General features: G+C 65.5%; 19 protein-coding genes. 6 read left to right on the forward strand and 13 right to left on the reverse strand.

From position 1 onward, the window contains the following. Positions 1-271: 271 nt before the first annotated feature. From ACF07D_RS02340 to ACF07D_RS02365, 6 genes are all read right to left on the reverse strand, one after another. Positions 272-1,450, reverse strand: coding sequence for a GNAT family N-acetyltransferase (locus ACF07D_RS02340; RefSeq protein ID WP_391503729.1), 1,179 nt, complete (start codon positions 1,448-1,450; stop codon positions 272-274). 44 nt (positions 1,451-1,494) lie between these two features. Next, positions 1,495-2,838: an LssY C-terminal domain-containing protein gene (locus ACF07D_RS02345; RefSeq protein WP_391503730.1), complete on the reverse strand. Its 1,344-nt coding sequence runs from the start codon at positions 2,836-2,838 to the stop codon at positions 1,495-1,497. 7 nt (positions 2,839-2,845) lie between these two features. After that, on the reverse strand, positions 2,846-3,361 hold the full coding sequence (locus ACF07D_RS02350; RefSeq protein ID WP_119283176.1) for a DUF2165 family protein: 516 nt from the start codon (positions 3,359-3,361) through the stop codon (positions 2,846-2,848). Further along, positions 3,358-3,546 (reverse strand): DUF4177 domain-containing protein, encoded by a 189-nt coding sequence (locus ACF07D_RS02355; RefSeq protein WP_255809263.1) that lies wholly within the window; start codon positions 3,544-3,546, stop codon positions 3,358-3,360. The genes ACF07D_RS02350 and ACF07D_RS02355 overlap by 4 nt, the downstream gene beginning before the upstream one ends. A gap of 84 nt (positions 3,547-3,630) precedes the next feature. Beyond that, positions 3,631-4,548 (reverse strand): carbonic anhydrase, encoded by a 918-nt coding sequence (locus ACF07D_RS02360; protein ID WP_391503731.1) that lies wholly within the window; start codon positions 4,546-4,548, stop codon positions 3,631-3,633. Between the two features lie 91 nt (positions 4,549-4,639). After that, entirely contained in the window at positions 4,640-5,227 is a 588-nt protein-coding gene (locus ACF07D_RS02365) for a MarR family winged helix-turn-helix transcriptional regulator (protein ID WP_391503732.1), read from the reverse strand. 124 nt (positions 5,228-5,351) lie between these two features. Between ACF07D_RS02365 and ACF07D_RS02370 the strand changes: the two genes are divergently transcribed. From ACF07D_RS02370 to ACF07D_RS02380, 3 genes are all read left to right on the forward strand, one after another. Next, complete coding sequence (locus tag ACF07D_RS02370) at positions 5,352-7,565, forward strand: MMPL family transporter (protein WP_391503733.1); 2,214 nt, start codon at positions 5,352-5,354, stop codon at positions 7,563-7,565. A 209-nt stretch (positions 7,566-7,774) separates the two neighbouring features. Beyond that, the gene (locus tag ACF07D_RS02375) at positions 7,775-9,166 is read left to right on the forward strand and encodes a serine hydrolase domain-containing protein (protein WP_391503734.1); all 1,392 of its coding nucleotides are present in this window, start codon (positions 7,775-7,777) and stop codon (positions 9,164-9,166) included. Positions 9,167-9,407: 241 nt separating this feature from the next. Further along, positions 9,408-12,749, forward strand: coding sequence for a serine hydrolase (locus tag ACF07D_RS02380; protein ID WP_391503735.1), 3,342 nt, complete (start codon positions 9,408-9,410; stop codon positions 12,747-12,749). Here ACF07D_RS02380 and ACF07D_RS02385 read toward each other — a convergent pair. Continuing rightward, entirely contained in the window at positions 12,746-14,155 is a 1,410-nt protein-coding gene (locus tag ACF07D_RS02385) for a PLP-dependent aminotransferase family protein (RefSeq protein WP_391503736.1), read from the reverse strand. The genes ACF07D_RS02380 and ACF07D_RS02385 overlap by 4 nt on opposite strands. Between ACF07D_RS02385 and ACF07D_RS02390 the strand changes: the two genes are divergently transcribed. The 3 genes from ACF07D_RS02390 to ACF07D_RS02400 all read left to right on the forward strand — a co-directional run bounded on the left by ACF07D_RS02390 (position 14,154) and on the right by ACF07D_RS02400 (position 16,813). Continuing rightward, positions 14,154-15,149 carry a DMT family transporter gene (locus ACF07D_RS02390; RefSeq protein ID WP_391503737.1) on the forward strand — a complete coding sequence of 332 codons (996 nt, stop codon included), beginning with the start codon at positions 14,154-14,156 and terminating at the stop codon, positions 15,147-15,149. The genes ACF07D_RS02385 and ACF07D_RS02390 overlap by 2 nt on opposite strands. After that, positions 15,146-16,072, forward strand: a complete 927-nt coding sequence (locus ACF07D_RS02395) for a dihydrodipicolinate synthase family protein (protein ID WP_391503738.1) — start codon at positions 15,146-15,148, stop codon at positions 16,070-16,072. Before ACF07D_RS02390 ends, ACF07D_RS02395 begins: the two co-directional genes overlap by 4 nt. A gap of 201 nt (positions 16,073-16,273) precedes the next feature. Continuing rightward, a complete protein-coding gene (locus ACF07D_RS02400) occupies positions 16,274-16,813 on the forward strand; it encodes a YaeQ family protein (RefSeq protein WP_391503739.1) in 540 nt (179 codons plus the stop codon). A 30-nt stretch (positions 16,814-16,843) separates the two neighbouring features. Here ACF07D_RS02400 and ACF07D_RS02405 read toward each other — a convergent pair whose 3' ends face one another. From ACF07D_RS02405 to ACF07D_RS02430, 6 genes are all read right to left on the reverse strand, one after another. Beyond that, positions 16,844-17,251: a VOC family protein gene (locus tag ACF07D_RS02405; protein WP_391503740.1), complete on the reverse strand. Its 408-nt coding sequence runs from the start codon at positions 17,249-17,251 to the stop codon at positions 16,844-16,846. 18 nt (positions 17,252-17,269) lie between these two features. Then, entirely contained in the window at positions 17,270-17,701 is a 432-nt protein-coding gene (locus ACF07D_RS02410; RefSeq protein ID WP_391503741.1) for a helix-turn-helix transcriptional regulator, read from the reverse strand. Between the two features lie 118 nt (positions 17,702-17,819). After that, positions 17,820-18,575, reverse strand: a complete 756-nt coding sequence (locus tag ACF07D_RS02415) for an enoyl-CoA hydratase/isomerase family protein (RefSeq protein WP_119283187.1) — start codon at positions 18,573-18,575, stop codon at positions 17,820-17,822. 73 nt (positions 18,576-18,648) lie between these two features. After that, positions 18,649-20,037, reverse strand: a complete 1,389-nt coding sequence (locus ACF07D_RS02420; protein WP_391503742.1) for a dihydrolipoamide acetyltransferase family protein — start codon at positions 20,035-20,037, stop codon at positions 18,649-18,651. Positions 20,038-20,065: 28 nt separating this feature from the next. Then, positions 20,066-21,058, reverse strand: a complete 993-nt coding sequence (locus tag ACF07D_RS02425; RefSeq protein ID WP_119283189.1) for an alpha-ketoacid dehydrogenase subunit beta — start codon at positions 21,056-21,058, stop codon at positions 20,066-20,068. Continuing rightward, entirely contained in the window at positions 21,055-22,218 is a 1,164-nt protein-coding gene (locus ACF07D_RS02430; RefSeq protein WP_255809246.1) for a thiamine pyrophosphate-dependent enzyme, read from the reverse strand. Before ACF07D_RS02430 ends, ACF07D_RS02425 begins: the two co-directional genes overlap by 4 nt. Positions 22,219-22,420: the final 202 nt, after the last annotated feature.

Here is a 22,420-nt window from a genome sequence, read left to right on the forward strand (position 1 = left end):
CCACAGCCACAGCCATTAACCATGGGATCGGCATTCCCTATGCAGCACACCGCGGCGCCGAGCATATCTTCAGCAGATCACATGGTTGTGCGCTGCCCACTTCCGCTGTGTGCGCTCACCGGCAGGGGTGCCGATGCCAGGAGCGCGAAGACGGGCCGACCGGGGCCCAGGGGCCAGGGCCAGGGGCCGGGGGCCAGGGCCAGGGGCCGGGGGCCAGGGCCAGGGGCCGGGGGCCAGGGCCAGGGGCCCATGGGCCAGGGCCAGCCGCCAATCAGGATCGGGTCCGCAGCGGCGTCCGCTGCACACCCGCCTCGTCAAAGTTTTCGGGGGCCAGCCAACGAGTGAACTCGGCTCGGAGGTCGGGCCATTCAGTGTCTATGATCGAGAACCAACTTGTGTCGCGTGAGCGGCCCTTGTAGACAGTCGCTTGCCGGAAGGTGCCCTCAAAGCTGAACCCGAGGCGCTCCGCCGCACGCTTCGACGGCTCATTGAGCGCATCGCACTTCCACTCGTAACGGCGATAGCCCAGTTCGTCGAAGACATACTGCATGAACAGAAAGTGAGCCTCGGTGGAGTAGGGCGTACGCTGCATCGCCCGGGAGAAGGCGACGAACCCGACCTCGACGACAGCGTTCTTCGGGTCCTGCCGCAACAGTGACAGCGTTCCGAGGGGCTCGCCCGTGGCGATGCTGACGACGGTGAACTGCAGCGGATCCTGAGCGAGCGCTGCGACGTCGGCCCATGCGCGGTAGTCCGCCTCTGACGCGAACGACCCAACCGGCATGTATGTCCAGTCGCTTGCATCTGGCGCCGCCGCGAAGGCTGCGTAGAGCCCAGCTGCGTGAGCGTCGGGGTCGAGGGGCTCGAGCCTGCAGTGCTCCCCGATCAGGGTGACACGGCCGGGTGCCGGCGCAGGAAGCACGCGGTTCACGGCAGCACCGATCGGCTGACCGAACTCGTTGAGGCGCTGATCTGCCGCAGGCGCAGACGTGGTGGAGAGCGTCTTCGCGAAGAACACGCGATCGTAACCATCCTCGATACGTCGTCCGGTACGGCGATACCCGCGTCGGGGGTAGTAGTCGAGGTTCGCAGTCATCTTGGCGTTCGTATAGAGCCGAACCTCGCTGAGACCCAGCCGAAGCGCCTCGCCTTCCGCGAACTCAAGGAGCCGCGCACCCACACCGGTCCCGCGCGCGCTCGACGCGACCGCGACGTTCTCGATGGAGAAGTGCGCAGGCGAGGCCTCGGTGACGATCACCCCGGCGAGTTCGCCATCGTGCGTGCAGATGTGCACCTGACCAGCTTCGATAGCCGACTTGTAATCTGCGTGCATCGGCGCTGGTTCTTGGCCGATCGTCTCGACGTAGGGCTCGTATGCCTCACGCACGAGGTGTGTAATCGCATCACTGTCTGCCGCCGTCGCTCGCTCAATCGCTTCTCGGGTACTCACAGCACGTAGTCTATTCAGCGCGCGACACGACGGACTTGCGCGCGTTAGTGCGCGCCGGCGTTCCTTCGCCCTCGCGTCCACGCGGCAGCCGATTCGCTCGTCAACGCGAGCAGCGACAGGCACATGAGTGAGGCCGAGAAGAGCGTGCCGTTCAAACCGATAGCTTCCAAGCCCTGCACGTACCCGACCGCGATACCAAAGATTGTCAGCGCGAGCAGAATGATGAGCAGGGTTCGCGAGCGGTGGCCCCGCCTGAGGAGTCGCCAGGCGAGGAAGAGCTGGCCGAGCGTCAGGGATCCGCCGAGGATCGTGACTGCCGCTGCAAAGATTGGCCCACCTGAGTCCGCTGCCTCGTTCCACGACTGCCGGACTTCGGGGTCAAACATGACCGCTACGAAGTCGACGATCGCGCTCACGATGATGAGGAATACCGAGATGGCGATGCTCAGCGGCGCGCGGTCGACGACGTCCTGGGCGGTTTGGGGCACCACCGGTTCACGCTCCGAAGTGTCGCCATCGGGTGTAACCGCGGTGACATCGAGCACTGGAAGATGTCCGTCGGTGATAAACCTGTCGCCGCCACCGTTTCGCGCGTGATAGCCAGTCGTGAAGTCGCGGAGTGTGCGCGTGGCGATCTCGGGCGACGCCTCGCGCACACTCGCAACGACGAAGTCTCGTTCTTCGTCGGTGTTCTCGTCGATGCGGTGCGTGATCTGCAGCGTGAACAGTGAGAATCCGACGTCAGTGTCGTAGGTACCCGCACCGAGCCAATCAGTCTGCGCCCCACCCGGGAGCAACCAGCCTGGTGGGCAGTGCCAAAACCTGACGTGGTGGCGCTGCTTCGGGTTTCCGGCGACCTCCTGTTGATAGGCGACGTCGTGGCGACGGCCAAACAGCATGAGCGGTGAGACGGGTGCGGTCGGGTAGCTCTTGCGGGTGAGGGTCGAGACGATGATGCCCCAGGTCGACCGCAGGGTGATCTCATCGGCGCGATGCCAGCCTGCACGCCGCATCGCGGTGTCGAGCTGTTCTCCGTCACCGTCGACACCAAGATTCACAGGGTCGCCGAGCAGGCCGTCGGCTGTCCGGGTGCGACCAAAGAAATAGTCCGGAACGTAGAGGTCCGACAGCATCTTGTGCAGACGCGGCAGCACAAGATACGCCGTGATTGCCCAGACAGGCACGAACAGCAGGAGCGCCCACGGCGAGCGCACGCTCTGGATCGATATGATCACCGCGAGCCAGGCAGCCGCGATGGTGCCGACGAGAAACGCGGTGCGGTCGAACAGTGTCGCGCGCGGCAGCGGTTGCTGCATCTGCAGCGCGAACCGCCGTTTGGAGGCGCGCTCGGGCACAGGCGTGCCCTGCGCACCTCCCGTCACAGTCACTCTGACGCTACGCCTTGGACTCGGAATCGCGGGCTGGCTCGTTCATGGCGAGAAGCACGGCGAATCCGGCCCAGAGCGTGACGATACCCATTGCGGTCTCTTTGCCGTTCCAAGTGCTCGACTGCCACATCGCGAACCATTCCGCACCGATGATGATGAAGCCGATGAACCAGATCGCGAAGCCGAGCGCGTACGCCGTGTATCCCCAGCCCCGTGCCCTGTCGTACGTTGCGATGTCTGCGTCGCGGCGAAGGAACAGTTTGATGGCGCCTGTGATCGCGATCGCAGCGAACGCACCTTCCGCGATGATGATGCCGATGTAGCCGACTGTCCAGACCCACGGCGTGGTGATGGCGCGCCACATAAGAGCATTGCCCTCAAAGGTGGTGTCCATCGATAGCACGTGCTTCACGAACTGGAAGTTTGAGTCGTAATCCATGAGATTGCCGAGGAACACGAAGAAGCCAAACAGACCGGCCAAGAAGAGGGTGAACGCCTGGAGAAGGCGAAGTGGGTGTTTCATTTCTTTACCTTTCGGCTAAACACGAGGTCGAGTCGCGGCTCTGTGTGCGACTCAAGCGGGATTGCCTGAACGAAGTGCCAGCCTTTCGCGGCCTGCTCGGTGATGACCTCGCGGTAGTCCTTCTGCAGCACTGATCCCTCGCGGCGACGTTTCACCGCGACACGAACGAACGAATACTCACGCATACAGTTCCTTCCTACGCTTCAACTTGGTTCCATTGTCACACCTCGCCAGAGTATGTGAAGGAGCAATGTGCCAGAGGCTATGAATCAGGGCGAGACCGTCGTGCGCTCGGCAAGGTACCCCTCAGCAGCCTCGCGAATCACCGCACCGAGCTCGGCGTCAGTCTCAGGAGCCATCCGCATCCCCGATTCCCACCCGCCAGCGCGCATTGAGCCGACGGTTCGTTCCGACAGGTCGTAGACACCGAAAGCAGCCTCGCGGCCAAGATTGCGAGCGACGACGTTGGCCCCAAGCGCCGCATTGGCGACGGCGCTGACCGCGATAAGCACCTCACGCAGCCGAGGCGATTCAGCCGCAGCGACGAAGGTTGCGTCGCCGGTAACCTGCTGCATCGCATAGGCGGCGAGCCTGACGCTGCCAAAGAGGGAATCCACGATCTCACGCAAAGGCGCGAGCTGGGCTACCGTGAGATAGGTCGCAGGGTCGAGCAACGCGTCGACGGCGGCGGTCACGGCACCGCACTGAGAATGGCCGATGACCGAAAACAGCTGCACGCGGGGCAGGTGCTCAGACGCGTAGTGCATGCTGCCAAGGCACTCGGCGCCTGGCACGTTGCCGGCGATGCGCACCACGAAGAGGTCGTTCGCCCCGCGACCCAGCGCAAGCTCGATCGGCACCCGAGCATCAGAACAGCTCAGCACTGCGGCGAATGGCTCCTGGTTCAGAATGCCGTCTTCGTCACCGGTGTTCACGAAGCCGAACGCCTCGGGGTCAAGGCGCATTTCAACGTCGCCGCCCGTCGACCCCAGCGCCCCGAAGGCCCGACTGCCCGCGCTCATCAGTTCAAGCGCTTCCGCTGGAGACGAAGCAGCGATCGGCGCCGGCCTATCCGACTGGGCGACCCACCGGATCTGCAGCACCCGCTCGCGGGCAGCGTGATCCGCGCCACCCTGCCCCTCAGCCTGATGAGAGTCGTCGCCGCTCGATACGATGCCCATAGTCATGGATCGTAGCCGGATCGAAACCAGCGTGCGCGGATTTCTTACTCCGGCTGCGGCCCGCTCAAGCCGAAGATCACCCTGAGGAGAATCGAGTTTAGTTCGCCCCGGCCTCGTCCTGGTTTGGCCACTCGTCAGAACCAATCCTGATCTCCGAGGCCATGTCGTCAAGGAATCGGATCACCACGTCACGCTCAGCGGGGGTCAGGCGAGCCGCGGCATGAAAGCGCTTTGCGTGTTGCTTGCCCACTGTGTTGATCGCCGCTTCGCGCGTTTCGGGAGTGATGGAGATGGCGAGCGCGCGCCTGTCTGTGGGGTGTGCTCGGCGCACGATATGCCCGGCCCGCTCGAGCCTGTCGAGCAGCTTCGTTGTCGAGGCGCTTGAAATCTTCAGGTGGCTGGCAATCGTTCCAGGAGTCGCGAGGTCTCCCCGGTTCCCGGCAACGATGAGAAAGTGCAGCGCGCGCATGTCTGTCTCGTTGAGCCGCATGTATTTGAGCGAGGCATCGGACAGCTCTTGTTCGGCGTCGCGAAGCCTCCCAAGGGCGCCCATGAGCATTCCAATGTGCTGCACCTGTGCGGGGTCGACGCCCGTTCGGCTCACGAGCCGCTGCTCGGGGTCGTTCGAGTCGAGATCATAGACGTTGGAGCGGTCCTGCTCCTCACCCGTGAACTTGTCCTGCATGTGACGATTGTAGCCTGGTTCGAATACTTTATGCTGAACTAACTACACCCCATTGATATTTCTTGCTAAGCTAGCGACATTCGGCAATGAACCAAGGAAAGCGCATGGCTAGCAGGGGGATCGCATGACGAGCACGCACACCGAGCATCGAAGCGGGGAGAGCATTGGATCACGCCGCAGCGCACCGAAGTGGCTGCGGATCCTGATCCCGGCACTGCTCATCCTCGTCTGGTTCGCGGGCGCGGGAATCGGCGGCCCGTACTTCGGCAAGGTCAGCGAAGTGTCCTCGAACGACCCCACGGCGTACCTCCCCGAGTCCGCCGACGCGACGCAGGTGCGCAATCTGCTGACTGAGTTTAACGACAGCGACACGATCCCCGCGATCGTCGTCTTCGCGGGCGACACGGCACTCACAGACACAGACCTCGCGAAGATCTCCGATTCCCTGACGGGCCTCGCGAACACCCCTGGCATCACCGACGGGGTCTCTCCCGCAATCCCGTCAGAAGACGGAAAGGCTGCACAGGCCTTCGTGCCGATCGACTCCGACGCAGACCTCGGCGACACCGTCGCGGCACTCGGCGAGACACTGCGGGCAGACGCTCCCAGCGGCGTCAACGTCTACGTGACAGGCCCCGCCGGGTTCAGCTCCGACCTCGCTGCCGCATTCTCCGGCATCGATGGGCTCCTGCTCGGGGTCGCGCTCATCGCCGTGTTCCTGATCCTGATCGTCGTCTACCGTTCCCTGCTCCTTCCCGTCGCCGTACTGGCGACGAGCATGTTCGCGTTGTGCGTTGCGCTGCTCACCGTCTGGTGGCTCGCCAAAGCCGGCGTGATCCTCTTGAGCGGGCAGACCCAAGGCATCCTCTTCATCCTCGTGATCGGCGCAGCGACCGACTACTCCCTGCTCTACGTCGCGCGCTTCCGCGAGGAGCTCCGCATCACCACCGACAAGTGGCAGGCGACGATGCGCGCAGTGAGGGCATCGTTCGAGCCGATCGTCGCATCCGGCGGCACAGTCATCGCTGGCCTCCTGTGCCTCCTGCTCAGCGATCTCAAATCGAACAGCACGCTCGGCCCTGTCGCGGCGATCGGCATCGTGTTCGCGATGCTTGCGGCCCTGACGCTCCTGCCCGCGATCCTGTTCGCGTTCGGCCGCGCGGCGTTCTGGCCGCGCCGGCCAGTGTTCGAACCCGACGTCGTCGAAGCAGAGCATGGCATGCCCTCGGGCGGCATCTGGCGAAAGTTCGCGGCCCTCATCAAGCGCCGCCCGCGCGCCATCTGGGTGACAACGGCGATTGTGCTCGCCGCGGGCGCACTCGGAGTCACGCAGCTCAACGCTGTCGGCGTGCCGCAATCTGACCTCGTCATTGGATCGTCCGAAGCCCGCGACGGCCAGCTCGCGCTCGGCGAGCACTTCCCGGGTGGATCAGGCAGCCCCGCGACAGTCGTCGTGCCGAAAGATGAGCTCCAGGCCGCCGCAGACGTGCTCCTCGCGCACTCAGACATCGACGGCGTATCGGTCGTCTCGAAAGACTCGCCGAGCGGTTCCGCACCGATCACGGCCGACGGAATCTCAGCGTTCGGCCCGCCAGGAACTCCCGCTCCTGAGCCGACAGTCGTCGACGGCGACGTCATGATCCAGGCAACGCTCACATCGGCGGCTGACTCGGACGCCGCGGCAGACACTGTTCGTGAGATTCGCTCAGAGCTGTCTGACGCGGTTCCTGGAGCCCTCGTCGGCGGCGTCACCGCAACTGCGATCGACACGAACACCGCATCGATCCATGACCGCAACCTCATCATCCCAGTCGTGCTCGCCGTCATCCTGGTCATCCTGATGCTGCTGTTGCGTTCGGTCGTCGCGCCGATCCTCCTAGTGCTCACGACAGCGCTCTCGTTCGGCACCGCCCTCGGCGTCTCAGCGCTCGTCTTCAACGGGGTGTTCAACTTCCCCGGCGCAGACCCGGCCGTGCCGCTCTTCGGCTTCATCTTCCTCGTCGCGCTCGGCATCGACTACAACATTTTCCTCATGACACGCGTCCGCGAGGAATCGGTGAAGCATGGCACCCGCGAGGGGATCCTGCGCGGGCTCACAATCACCGGCGGCGTCATCACGTCAGCGGGTCTCGTGCTCGCCGCGACGTTCGCCGCGCTTGCCGTGATCCCGATCCTCTTCCTCGTGCAGATCGCCTTCATCGTCGCGTTCGGCGTGCTCATCGACACGTTCATCGTGAGGTCGCTGCTCGTACCAGCGCTGAGCTACGACATTGGTGAAAAGATCTGGTGGCCATCGAAGCTGTCCCGCGCAAGCAAGCGGGTCGACACGGCGAACTAGCGCCCGCGGGCAGCGCCCCCGACCGTCGGTTCACGCCGCGGCCGGGGGCGTACCTGTGTGCTGGGGCCACGAGCGGTTCCCCGCGGGCGACGTAGAATTGTCGTATCTCACGAATGTCGCGGCCAACTCCCGTCGAGTCCTACGAGATCCAAGCTTTCGCGGCGCCTTACGCTCGAAAGAGTCGCATTTCTCGATGAGGAGGAGTTTCTATGGTGGAGTCACTGGCCCAGGTCGGCGCGTGGATTGAATCCGAGCTTCCGGGCCTGCTCGATACACACAGCGTGCCTGGCGCTGCGATCGCAGTGCTGCACGGCGATGAAGTCTTCACCACTGCGGGCGGCGTCATCAACAGGCTCACCGGAGTCGAGGCGACAACCGACACTGTGTTCCAGGTCGGGTCGATCACCAAGGTGTGGACGACGACGCTTGTCATGCAGCTCGTCGACGAGGGGCTCGTTGAGCTCGACGCCCCGATCCAGCGCTACCTCCCCGAGTTCGCCCTCGCGAGCGCTGAGGCGGCGGCGCAGATCACCGTCAGAAACCTCCTCACCCATACTTCGGGCTTCGAAGGCGATGTCTTCACTGCGACGTCCGAGGGCGAAGACGCGGTGAAGCTCTTCGTCGAAGCCCTCCGCGACACAGACCAGATCTTCCCTCCCGGCGAAATGTTCTCGTACAACAACGCGGCGTTCTGCGTGTTGGGCAGACTCGTCGAGGTGCTTCGCGGCGCGCACTACGAGGCGTGCCTACATAAGTACCTCATCGAGCCGATGCAGCTCACGCGCGCCGTCACGGGCGCCAACGAGGCAATTCGCTTCCGGGCCGCGGTCGGGCACCTCACCATGACGGCTGGCGGCGAGCCCGAGCCTGCGAAGGAGTGGTCGCTCATTCGCGCGCACTCCCCCGCAGGGTCAGTGCTGTGCACGAGCGCAGCGGACCTCATGGAGTTCGCGAAACTTCACCTGAGTGGCGGGGTCGGCCCCGACGGCACCCAGATCGTGAGCGCCGAGAGCATCGCCGCGATGCAGGAGCCGCAGGTGCTGCTCCCCGACCTCGGCGACTCGCGCGACAGCTGGGGCCTTGGCTGGCGACTCTTTGACTGGTCGGGCGGACGCACGATCGGACACAACGGTGGCACCCTCGGCCAGAGCGCGTTCTTCCGCGTCTTCCCAGACCACGGAGTCGCGATCGCGCTGCTCACCAACGGCGGCAGCACGCAGGCGCTCTACTCCGACCTCGTACTGCCAGCCGTACAGCGGCTCACGGGCATCGAGGCCCCCGCTGCCCCTGAGGCGTCTGAGGGAACGACAGGGTTTGATGCGTCGCGCTACGTCGGCACCTACCGCTCCGCGGCCGCCGATACCCATGTCACGCAGGACGATGACGGTCGGGTCTGGGTCACCCATGATCTCCAGGGAATCTTCGCTGAACTCGGCGCAACACCGAAGCCCATCGAGCTCGCGCACTGGCGCGACGACACCGTGCTCGCGCTCGGCACCGATCAGGTCACAATGCCGCAGTACTCGTTCACAGGCGACGACGGCACCGGGCGCGCGCTGTATATGAACAGCGGGCGGACGAGCCGCCGCGTGACGGTGTAACGCCGCCACACCTCGACCGCGCTGCGGCGGCCACCTGGCGAGGCTCGCCGCCGCAGCGTCTGGCACCGCGAAACGCTCGCCGTTTCCCGCATGCCCTAGGCCCGCGACCTTCCGGTCGCGGGCCACTCTCACACAGCGACCGGCCCCGAGCCGTGACACATTCAGTTGGCCCGGCGAGCACTCAGCGCCCGGCAGGCCACCCTCAGTTCCGCCGCACACAGCACCCCCGACAGGAGACACAATGACACAGCGACGTGTTCACACCGACGAGTTTCTCGATCACCCGCTCCCCGAGCAACCCACAGTGTCGCCCGACGGGTCGCAGGTCGTGTATGTGCTTCGCAGCACGAACCGCGGTGAGGATCGCGATGAGCGGTCGCTCTGGATCGCGCCGACGGCTGGCGGCCCCGCACGCCAACTGACGCGCGGCACCTCGGACACGGCGCCTGCGTGGAGCCCAGACGGGACCCGGATCGCGTTCCTGCGCGCCCAGAGCGGTCCGGCTCAGCTGTGGGTTCTCCCGATTGCGGGCGGCGAGGCCGAACAGGTCACAAAGCAGCCGCTTGGCGCAGGCCCGCCAGTGTGGAATGCTGCGAGCTCGAAGCTTGCATTCAGCGGCCCTGTCGATGTGAGCGCCGCGCCAAGCGATGCTACCTCCCCCTCACCGACGCTCAAGACAAAGCCGATCGTCACCGACAAGCTCTTCTACAAGGCAGACGGTGCCGGGTTTCTTGGCACAGTCCGTACCCACATCCACGTCGTCGATCTCGATGACGCCACGACGCTTCGGCTAACCTCCGGAGACTGGCTGGCAGGCAGGCCCGTCTGGTCGCCCGACGGGTCGCAGATCGCCTTCTCGAGCAGTAAGACCCCCGGCAGCGACCTCGATCTCACGAGCGCCGTCTACGTTGTGAGCGCCGCCAGCGCGAAGATCGCCCCTCGCCTCGTTGGCTCAGCCACCGGGCAGCTCTCTGCGACGACGTGGTCACCAGACGGGAGCGAGATCCTCGCCGTCGGCAGCGAGAGCACGCAGGTTGGCAACGCGAGCATCTTCGCCATACCCGTCGATGGTTCAGCGCCGCGCAACCTCACCGCATCGCTCGACCGCAACGTCATGCAGGGCGCGCCTGGATACCCGGGCGCGCTCCCCCAGTACGGATCGACAGGCTCTGAGCTCGTGTTCTGCGCTCGCGAGAGCGGCTACACGAACCTTTACATCACCGACACCGCAGGCGGATCGCCCCGGGCTCTCGTCGGCGGCGCAGCCAACGTTTCGGGAGTGTCAGTTTCGGGTTCGACCGCAGCGATCATTCTCGCGACCGAGACGAGCTTCGGTGAGGTCGCAATTGTCGACCTGAGGTCAGGGTCGCTGACCGTACTCACCAGCTACACGCCCGAGGACTCTGGCGTCGTCGTGGCCGAGCCGCGCAGCTTCACAATCTCAGACGGCACGACTGTGCACGGCTGGCTGCGCCGCGATCCGTCGCTTGCCGGCCCGCTGCCCCTGTTGCTCGACGTGCACGGCGGCCCGCACAACGCCTGGAACGGCGCTGCCGAGACCGTGCACGCCTACCACCACGAGCTCGTCAACCGCGGCTGGGCCGTGCTCACGCTCAACCCGCGCGGCAGTGACGGCTACGGTGAGGAGTTCATGCGGGGCGTCATCGGCGTCTGGGGACACGGCGACGCCAACGACTTCCTTGAACCCCTCGATACGCTCGTCGAGGAGGGAATCGCTGACGCAAGCCGGCTCGCGATCACCGGATACAGCTATGGCGGGTTCACGACGTGCTACCTCACCTCGCGCGATAGGCGCTTCGCAGCGGCGGTCGCGGGTGGGGTCGTCTCTGATCTCGCGAGTCTCGCGGGCACGTCCGACGTCGGCCACTTCATCTCGGGGTTCGAGAACCTCTCGCTGCCCTGGGAGACCCCCGAGGTCACTGCACTCCAGTCTCCGATCTCGAAGGTCGGCGACGTGCGAACCCCGACGCTCATCGTGCATGGAGGCGAGGATCACCGCTGCCCTGTCGGCCAGGCAGAACAGTGGTTCACCGCGCTGCGCGAACAGGAGGTTCCCACCGAACTCGTGCTCTATCCGGGCGGTGCACACGGTTTCCTCGCCAACGGCCGCCCCTCGCACCGCGCCGATTGGAACCGGCGTATCGTCGACTGGGTCGTCCGCCACGTGCCCGAGCCGGGCAGGCCTGTGCGCGCCGCTGCGCTCGACGCCGCACACTGGCAGCAGCGCTTCAGCGAGCTCGCGACGTTGCACGAGATTCCAGGCGCGACACTCGGAATCCTGCGCCTCGGCGAGGAGCCTGTCGTCGCGAGCCACGGCATCCTCAACATCAACACCGGCGTCGAGACCACCGACGACTCAGTTTTCCAGATCGGCTCCATCACAAAGGTCTGGACCGCGACTGTCGCGATGCAGCTCATCGACGAGGGCAAGCTCTCGCTCGACACCCGGGTTGTGGACGTGATTCCGGGGTTCAATGTCGCCGACGAGGGCCAGGCAGAACTCATCACGATCCACCACCTGCTCACGCACACAAACGGCATCGACGGCGACAACTACAACGACCTCGGCCGCGGCGACGACTGCCTCGAGAAGTACGTCGCGTCGCTCGCTGACGCACCCCTGAATCACCCCGTCGGCGCGACATTCTCGTACTCGAACGCCGGCTACGCGGTGCTCGGGCGCATCATCGAGATCGTCACTGGCCAGAACTGGGACGAGGCGATGCGCGAGCGGCTCTACACGCCGCTCGGACTGAAACACACGAGCACGCTTCCCGAAGACGCCCTCAGGCAGCGGGCGGCGTTCGGGCACCTCGGCCGCGACGAGAACGGCCCACTGCTGGCACCGCGCTGGTCGCTGCCGCGATCGCTCGGCCCAGCCGGGATCATCAATTCGTCTGCAGCAGACGTGCTCTCGTTCGCTCGAATGCACCTTGAAGGCGGCGTCGCAAGTGACGGCACCCGCCTGCTGTCGGCCGAGAGCGCAGCGCAAATGACCGAATTCCAGGTGCCGCTGCCCGACACGACCGTGCTCGGAGATTCATGGGGCCTCGGGTGGATCCGCTACGACTGGAACGGGACGAGGCTATTCGGTCACGATGGTGGCACCGTCGGGCAGGCCGCGATCCTGCGCGTGCTCCCGGAGGCCGGTCTCGCGGTCGTCATGCTCACAAACGGCGGCGCGATCCGTGAGGTGTACCGCGGGCTCTTCACCGAGATCTTCGAGACCCTCGGCGGCGTCTCGCTGCCCGCCGCTTTCGCTCCCCCGGAGGAACCGTTCGAGACGGACGTCTCCGAGTACGTCGGGGAGTACAAGCGGGCGAGCGTCGAGATGGAGACGTTTGAGGAGGGCGGCGCGCTTCGCGCCTCGAGCAGGATTACTGGCATCGCGGCGACCTTCGTCGCGCAGTCGGCAGCCGAATACGACCTCATCCCCGTGAGCGACGGCCTCTTCGCGGTCGGAGACCCCGGCGCATGGACGTCGGTGAAGTTCTACACGCTCGAAAACGGCGACAAGTACATCCACTCGGGCGGGCGCGCGGTGCGGAAGGTGACGAACTAGCTCAAGCCCTCGAGCACGCTGCCGATAACCCTGGCGCCTTCTGGGAAGGCGCCAGGGTTCGGTCCCGAGTAGTTCAGCCTGACAAAGGTTCCCGCGGGCTCCGCCGGAAACCACTCGTCGCCGGCAGCGATAAGCACGCGTTCGTCCTCGCACGCCCGAAGGACCTCGGGCAGGTCAACGCCGTCTGGGAGCCTGAACCACAGGTTGAGGCCACCCTGCGGAATCCAATCGAGGTGCGCTTGCGGAGCAAACTCGGCCATGCTGTCGACAAGCAGATCTCTCCGTGCGCGCAGCTGATCACGCAAGCTGCGCAGGTGAGTCTTCCACCCTGGTTGTGTGACGACGTCGAGCGCGGCAGCCTGGAGGACGCCGCTCACGTACATGGACGTGGCGGCTCGTTCAGCAAGAATCCGCTCTCGGACCGGTCCTCGCGCGATAACCCCCGCGATCCGGATCGCAGGAGAAACGCTCTTCGTAAGCGAGCGAATGTAGACCACGTGCCCCGCGTCGTCCTGCGTCGCTACGGGTACTGGGTCATTGCCAATGCCAAAATCGTGGGCCCAGTCATCCTCGATCAGAAACGCACCGTTGCTGCGAACGACCGCAAGGATCTCGCTCGCACGACTCGTCGACCACTGCGCCCCGCTCGGGTTTGAATAGTTCGGCTGCGCGTAGAAGGCCCGTGCACCGGTCTCATCGAATGCTCGTGCAAGATCCTCGGGGTCGGGGCCGTGCTGACCGCTCACCACGGGCACGACTCGCACGCCAGCCTGGGTCGCCGCGAGAATCGCGCCCCAATACGTCGGCGACTCGACAAGGAGCGGTTGCCCCGCGCCGACAAGTGCGCGGAACGTCGCGCTCAACCCACTCTGGCTGCCGGGAAGCACAACAACATCGCTCGCTGCTGGCGGCGTGATACCAATGGGCGTCGCGGCGGCAAGCTCCTGCGCGAACCAAGCCTGTAGTTCGGGGAGCCCCGCTACGGGCGAGCGAGACACCGCGACGTCGCTGCGCGCAGCCCGCGTCAGCGCTGCTCGCACGAGCCGTTCGGGCAGCAACTCGCGGTCTGGGTAGCCGGCATGCAGCGCAATCGCCCCGTGCACTGTATCGCGCATAGTCATCGAGGCTCGGGGCAGCCGAGCAAGCGGCGAGCGCAGCGCCCCAGTCTGCCAGCCGAAATCGAGCGGTCGGGCGGTGCGAACTGCGCGCACGAAGGTTCCTGAACCAGGACGGCTTTCCACGAGCCCCCTGGCGTTCAACGTTCGCAGCGCTTTCTGAACCGTTACCGGGCTTGCCCCATATTCGGCGACGAGTGAGCGCGTCGACGGGAGCTTCGCACCGGACGGAGCGTTCGCAATCCAATCGAGGAGCCCCGCGACGATTCGCGAACTGCTATCGTTATTCATGAATGATCATAGTAGCGCTACTCGCAATTCATCGCCACTGATACCGGCTCGAGTTCCAGCCCAGCCTCTCTGTTCGCAGGAGGACGAGTCCCCCGACGCGGCCAGTCGGTCCACACCCCGCTCGGGAATAGCTTGGGGACTTCTCGGCGTCGTCGCATTCTCATTCACAGTTCCGCTCACCACCGTTGCGCTCGGTGGGCTTTCTCCGCTATTTGTCGCCTCAGCCAGAGCCGTCGTCGCCGGAGCCCTCGCAATAGTCGCGCTCAGTGCGACACGGCAGCGGCGCCCAAGCCTCCCCCAGTGGCTGCGGCTCGGAGCCGTCGCTCTCGGGGCAGTTGTTGGCTTTCCACTCCTCACCTCGCTTGCGCTCACGACGAGCACGGCGAGCCATGGCGCGGTGATCATCGCGTTGTTGCCGGCCGCCACGGCGATGGCCGTTGTCGTGCGCACCGGCGAGCGACCCGGGACTGCTTTCTGGGTCGCAGCCACGCTCGGGGCGTTGGCCGCCGTGGTGTTCGCTGCCCTCCAGACCGACAGTTCGTGGCAGCTCTCGTGGCACGACTTACTCCTCTTTGGAGCCGTCACAACAGCGGCAATCGGCTACGCAGAGGGAGGATTACTCGCCCGCGAGCTCGGCGCATGGCAGACAATCTCATGGGCGCTCGTGCTCAGCCTGCCCCTCATGCTCGCGCTGGCGACGGTCTCGGTACTTACCACGTCACCACACGCGACCCCGATTCAGTGGGCGGCGTTCTCCTACCTCGGTGTCGTCAGCATGTTTCTCAGATTCTTCGCGTGGTATCGAGGGCTCGAGATCGGCCCGATGGCGAGGGTCAGCCAGGTGCAGCTGACGCAGCCCGTCATGAGTATTGCGTGGGCAGCTCTGCTGCTCGGCGAACCGCTCACGCTCGCGACCGTTGGCGGCGGTCTCGCAGTCGTCGCATGTGCTGCACTGGCAGTGCGGTCGCGTATCACGGAGAGGAAGCAAGGATGATGTTCACTGGGCTCTGCGCCTTTCCGCTGACGCCGCTCCGCCCGAGCGTCGGGGCGAAGTCTGCGGCCGGCTTTGCAGTCAACGAGGCGGCGTACGAAGGGCTCGTCGAACGGCTCGCGAACGCCGGCGTCGACTCGATCGGGGCTCTCGGCTCGACCGGAAGCTACGCGTATCTGTCTCGCGCGGAGCGCGCCCGGGTCGCGGAGCTCACTGTTCGGGCGGCCGGGACCGTGCCTGTCGTCATCGGGGTGAGCGCGCTCAGCACCCGCGAGGTACTGGGGAACGTTGACAACGCGCAACGCGCTGGCGCCTCGGCCGTGCTGCTCGCTCCGATGTCGTACCAACGGCTCACTCAGGACGAGGTGTTCGGGCTCTACGAATGCGTCGCGGCCGAGCTTTCAGTCCCGCTCGTGGTGTATGACAACCCCGCGACAACCGGATTCACTTTCAGTTTGGAGCTCCACGGGCGTATCGCCGAACTGCCCCGTGTCGCCTCCGTCAAGATCCCTCCCGTGCCCACAGAGGCTGACGCAGCGACCGCGACGGTAACGCACTACCGCGAGCACATTCCCGCCACAGTCACGCTGGGTATCAGCGGCGACGGGTCGGCCGCCGCGGCGCTCCTCACCGGCTGTGACGCGTGGTACAGCGTGCTCGCGGGAGTGCTGCCCAGGGAATGCCTCGATCTGACGCGTGCGGCCCAGTCGGGCGACCATGCGACCGCAACCGCAATCTCTGACCGCTTCGCGCCGCTCTGGGATCTCTTCGCCGAGCACGGGAGCCTCAGGGTTGTTGCCTCGGTGGCAGAGGAGCTCGGGCTCGTCGGGCCAGAGTCCCTCCCCCACCCGGTGCAGGGGCTTGGCGAGGCGGGGCGCCGCGGGGTCGCGGCTGCCCTCGAGGCCGCGGGCGTGGGCCGGGCCTGACTCGGGCCTGGCGCGGCCGAGGCTTGAGCCGGGCCGGGCTTGAGCCGGGCCCGCCCGACCTACCCCGCCGAACACCACTTTCCCTGCAAGACCGCCCCTTCCTGACCGTTGGTAAGGGGTACTTCTGCAGGGAAAGTAGCGTCTGGCGCAGAGGCGGGTGCGTGAGCCCGGAGTGTGCAAGCCCGGGTAAACTCGGGAACCATGGCTATCGGCGCAACCATGCACACCTTCGACATTCAACTGGCTGACGTGGATCGCGGGGTGTACGAGGATCTTTCTCTTCGGGTCGCACGGCACCCGTCAGAGACCGACAGGTTCATGATCACGCGTCTGCTCGCCTATTGCCTGGAATACGAAGAGGGCATCCAGTTCAGCGCTGGCGTCTCCACCACCGACGAGCCTGCTGTGCTCGTGCGCGACCTCACCGGTGCGACGACGGCCTGGATCGAGGTCGGTGCACCGGATGCCGACAGGCTCCACTTCGGCAGCAAGCTCGCCGAGCGCACCGCCGTCTACACACACCGCGAACCCGAGAAGCTGCTTGCGGCGTGGTCGGGCAAGACGATCCACAATGCAGTTGCCATCGTCGTGCGCTCGTTCGACCTCGGCTTCATCGACGCTCTCGTCGAAACGCTCGAGCGACGCAACACGATGACGGTGTCCCTCACCGAGGGCCAGCTCTACGTCGACAACAACGGCGCTTCGGCGACAGCAGAGGTTCGGGAACACCGCATCGCATAGTGCCGGAACGCTGGGCCGGCAGGCCGAGGCTTAGCGCTGGTTGACCCTGATGAGGTTGCCCGAAGGGTCGCGGAACGCGCAGTCGCGCACCCCGTAATCCTGATCGATCGGCTCCTGGACCACGTCCGCACCCGCGGCCTCAAGCTTCGCGAAGAAGCCGTCAAGGTCGTCAGTCGCGAGCGTGAGCGCGCCGTACGCCCCCTTGGCCATGAGGTCGAGGATGACAGACCGCTCCGCCTCGGATACGCCAGGATCAACGGCCGGCGGGTGCAGCACGATTGAGGTATCCGGCTGGCCTACGGGGCCGACCGTGATCCACCTCATGTTTTCGTAGCCGACGTCGTTTCGCACCTCGAACCCGAGGGCGTCCCGGTAAAAGCTCAACGAGGCCTCAGGATCGGTGTGCGGCAGGAATGCGTAGTGAATGCTAATGTTCATGCGCTTAATCTACGTCGCTCAGCGCTCAGAAACTTCTCGATTCCTGACCGGTCTCGTCGCCTGCTTTGCGTGACAGGCGGGAATCCCTGCAGCCACACCTGCGCTTCCGCGCTTGTAGGCGCCAGGCGAGACCCCAACAAGCTCTGTGAACCGGGTTGTGAACGTACCGAGCGATGACACGCCGACCTCGTAACACACCTCAGTGACGCTGAGGTCTCCCCGCCGCAGTAAGGTCATCGCACGTTCGATGCGGCGCGTCATGAGGTACGAGTAGGGTGATTCCCCGAAGACACGTTTGAACTCGCGGCTGAGGTGTCCGGCTGACATGTGCGCGTCGCGGGCGAGCGCTTCAACGTCGAGGGGCTGTGCGTAGTCGCGGTCTATCCTGTCGCGGACCCGGCGGATCGCGACGATCGCCTGACGGCTTGTCTCCTCGCGCCCGCTTCCCATGCACTCAGCATGCCACGCCGGGCACTATCCGACCAGCCGCCCCGCGCAGGCCAAAGCAGCGCCGGTTGCCGAGTCGTCACCCAGCCAGGTCCAACGCGGCGTCGACCGCCCTGCACTGCTAGCGCGATGCGAACGCCCGGATGCGCTTGTCACCCTCGGGGCTCTCCGACGCGACCGCGATCGTGCTCGCCTCCTCGGCAAGCTGCTCGCGGAACGTGCGCTCCGGCCGGGAACGGATGAGCCGCTTTGCTTCGCCGTACGCGTGGGCGTTTTGGGCCCAGAACGCGGCGATCTCGTTCGCGCGCTCCCCCACCTTGTCGTCGGCGACTTTCTCGGCGGCCAGCCCCCACTCGACTGCTTCGCCGGCCGAGAGCAGGCGCTCCTGCAGCAGCAGTTGCAGGGCGCGGCGTTCGCCGACGGCCGCGGCGAGCTGGGCCGACACCGACAGGTCTGGCGTGAGTCCGACGCCGCCGTAGACGCTGCCGACGCGCGACGACTCACCGATAACGGCGTAATCACTCGAAAGGAGGATGCCGAGCCCGCCGCCCGCAGTCGTACCGTGGGCTGCCGCGACGACGGGCTTCGCCGACTCCGTCAGGGCGAGGATTCCGTCGTTGATGCGGTGTGCGAGCTCGCGGATCATACCTGCGCGCTCGTCCATCTGCGCCATCGCCTGCACGTCGCCCCCGGCGCAGAACGCCCTGCCCGCGGCGTCGATGATGATGGCGCGCGCGTCGTCGGACTGGGCGGCAGCCTGTGCGGCTGCCGCCCACCCCTCAGCCATCTCGTCGTTGAACGCATTCAGCCGCTCGGGCCGGTTCAGGGTGATTCGGGCGATCCCGTTGTCGATGCTCAGCAACACTGCAGTAGTCATACTGCGATCCTACGAGTGGGCACCGCGCGCCCGTCAACCAATGTGTGCGATTCCTCTGCGATGTTCAGCCGAATCAGCTCAACAGGTGTTCCGGTCGTTCAAGCACGGCTGCGATGTCTGCGATAAACCTGCTGATCACGTCGCCGTCGATGACGCGGTGATCGAACGAGCCTCCGACCGTGGTCACCATGCGCGGGCGAACCTTACCCTTCACAACCCATGGCTTTTCTTTGATCGAGCCCATGGCGACGATCGCAGTCTCGCCGGGGTTCAAGATCGGCAGCCCGAAGTCGACCCCGAACACGCCGACGTTAGTGATCGTCACTGTGCCCTGCTGCATCTCGGCTGGCTGGGTCGCTCCCTGACGGGCCCGCTGTGTGAGCGTGCCGATCGCCTCGGCGAGTTCGAGGAGCGACAGCTCGTGCGCGTCCTTGATGTTCGGCACGACGAGCCCGCGGGGCGTCGCGGCTGCGATGCCGAGGTTCACGTAGTTGCGGCGGATGATCTCGTCGCCCGCCCAAGCCGAGTTCACCTCGGGGTTTCGAGCGAGCGCCCAGATCACTGCACGCGCCATGACGAGAAGTGGCGACACTCGCACGTCCGCGAACGCCTCGTTTTGCTTGAGCCGCTTGACGAACTTCATCGTGCGCGTCGCATCGACCTCGACAAACACTGAGGTGTGCGGGGCCGTGAACTTGCTCTCGACCATCGCCGCCGCGACGACCTTACGGATTCCCTTCACGGGCACCCGCTCCTCGCGCGCGCCACCCGAGCCGAATCCGCTCGTCGCCATGCGAAGTTCGCCTGCCGTCGCGCCCGATCCTGAGGTGCCTGCGCCGCTCGCCGCTGCGTGCACATCGTCGCGAAGGATCTCGCCGCCCGCGCCCGAACCTGCGACCCGCGCGAGGTCAATGCCGAGGTCTTTGGCAAGTTTGCGCACGGGTGGCTTCACATACACTTTGCCCGCGGCAGGGGGCTCGGCGGTCTCGGCCGGTCCCACCACGACGAGCGGTTGCCCGCCAGGCTTGCGGCGACTCTTCACTGCCCCGCCGGTGCCGTACCCGACGAGCACGGCACCCGAGTTTTCGTCGTCCGCCGCTGCTGGGGCGGCGCTAGCTGGCTCAGCGGCGGCGGCCGCGTCAGCCGCGTGCGCCGCACCTGCGGATTCGCCCTCGGAAGAGTCCGGCTCAGCGGGGGCGGTGGCGGGACCAGGATCGGCGTCGTCGCCAACCATCCTGAGGATCGCGGTGCCCACGGGCACCGTCGTCCCGGTTTCGACGAGCAGCTCGGCGATCTCGCCCTCGAACGGCGACGGGATCTCAACAAGCGACTTCGCGGTCTCGATCTCGCAGATCACCTGGTTCAGGTGCACGGTGTCGCCTGGCTTCACTGCCCAGGTGACGATCTCGGCTTCGGTCAAGCCCTCCCCCACGTCGGGGAGCGCAAATTCATTCTTACTCATGTCTTACCCTCTCAGCGCGGCGCGCTGTCTAGTAGTTCAGTGCGCGATCGACGGCTTCAAGCACGCGATCAGCATCGGGCAGGTAATGGCTCTCGTTCCCGGCAGGCGGGAACGGAGTGTCGTAGCCCGAAACCCTGAGCACCGGGGCCTCGAGGGAAAGGAAGCAGCGTTCGCTCAGCGTCGCGGCGATCTCGGAGCCGACGCTAGCGTTCTCGGGCGCCTCCTGAGCGACGACAACGCGGCCGGTCTTGCGCACGGATGCGATGATGGGCCCGTAGTCGATCGGTGAGACTGTGCGCAGGTCAATGACCTCGGCGCTGACGCCCTCGGACTTGGCGATTTCTGCGGCCTGCAGCAGGGTCGTCACCATCGCGCCGAACCCAACGAGGGTCACGTCGCTCCCCTCGCGGGCGACGAGCGTCTCGTGGAGCTTCGCGGCGGGGCGGTCGAGGCGCACCTCACCCTTCTGCCAGTACTTGGCCTTGGGCTCGAGGAAGATCACGGGATCCTCAGACTCGATCGCCTGCTGGATCATCCAGTAGGCGTCGTTCGCGTTCGCCGGGCTGACAACACGCAGGCCGGCGGTGTGGGCGAAGTACGCCTCCGGGCTCTCCTGGTGGTGTTCGACAGCACCAATGTGGCCGCCGTAGGGCAGGCGCAGCACGACTGGCATGTTCATGGTGCCGGCCGAGCGGTTTCGCAGCTTCGCAAGCTGGGTGACGAGCTGGTTCATCGCCGGAAACACGAAGCCATCGAACTGGATCTCGGCGACGGGGCGGAAGCCACTCATCGCGAGGCCGACTGCCGATCCGAGGATGCCTGCCTCTGCGAGCGGCATGTCGAGCACGCGGGCGGTTCCGAAGTCTTTCGCGAGCGCGTCTGTCACACGGAAGACGCCGCCGAGGGCGCCGATGTCTTGCCCGAGCAGCACGACGTTGTCGTCCTTGGACAGCGCCTCGCGGAGGCCTGCGTTGATCGCACGGGCGATCGCGAGTGATGTGGTCTCCTGTGACTGGCTCATGAGGCCACCTCCTCTGCGAACGACGCTTCGTAGGCGTGCATCCAGGTCTGCTGTTCGTCGATGCGCGGGTGCGGCTCTGCGTAGACGTAGTCGAAGATCTCGTCGGGCTTCGACGCGGGGAGCGCGAGGATCTCCTCGCGGACGACGCGCGCGTGAGCGGCGGCTTCGGCGTCAATCTCTGCGATCGTCTCGTCCGTGACTCCGAGTGAGCGGAGGTATCCGGCGGCACGGGCGAGCGGATCCTTCGTCTTCCACTCTTCGAGCTCTTCGTTCTCCCGGTAGCGGGTCGGGTCATCGCTCGTTGTGTGCGCGCCAACGCGGTAGGTCAGGGCTTCGATGTAGCCCGGGCCGCGGCCCTCACGCGCGTCGCGCATGAAGCGGCGGCCGACGGCGTAGGAGGCGAGCACGTCATTGCCGTCGATCTGCACCGACTGAATACCGAATCCGAGCGCACGTCGGTAGAGCGGGGTGCGGCTCTGGCGGGCCACTGGAACCGAGATCGCGTACTGGTTGTTCTGCACGACGAAGACGACTGGAGACTGGTAGCTCTGCGCGAAGACGAGCGCTTCGTTTGCCTCGCCCTGGCTTGTGGTGCCGTCGCCGTAGAAACACATCACGCCACGCTCAGTGCGGGTGCCGGCCTCATTCGGATCCAGCGCGGTGTTTCCGGCCTTGCGTTTTGCGTCGAGCAGCATGCCGAGCGCGAAGCCCTGCGCGTGCTGCGCCTGCGCGCCGAGCACGACTGTGTAGAGGTGGAAGTTGCCGTTCTTTGGGTCGTTGACGTCCCATCCGCCGTGTGTGAGCCCGCGGAACTGGGCCGCGAGATCGAGAAACGGTACCCCGCGGACGTCGGCGACGGCGTGCTCGCGGTAGGTGGGGAACAGGTGGTCGTCTGGTTCGGTCGCGTACGCGAGCCCGACCTGACAGCCCTCCTGGCCAAGGTTCGGTGCCCACAGCGCGAGCTGGCCCTGACGCTGGAGGTTTGTGCACTCTGTGTCGAAAGCACGGCTGCGGGCCATCGACCTGTACCACTCTTGGACTTCTTCAACAGCGAGATCATCGATCTCGCTGAGATACTCCGCCGCACTCTCGTTCGGCGCAAACGTTCCGTCTGCGTCGAGAAAGCGAATGGGTTCTGGATCATGGATATTGATCCCCATTGACGTTCACGCTCCTTGTTTGGGATTGCTCTGGTGGTACTCGGAGCACTCAGTGGTGCTCAGCGCCTCGGCAACAAAGATGCGTCGTCTTCGCCGTCGAAGCACTCACAAGGGTCACTTGTGAGCCTCACACTATCGCGCGAAGCAGTGAAAGGCCATGGCATGAACGGCCAACTTTTGCCCCTCACTTTGGCGATCAGAA

Origin of the sequence: Leucobacter sp. NPDC015123 (assembly GCF_043080205.1) — a bacterium.
Lineage (GTDB): Bacteria > Actinomycetota > Actinomycetes > Actinomycetales > Microbacteriaceae > Leucobacter > Leucobacter aridicollis_A.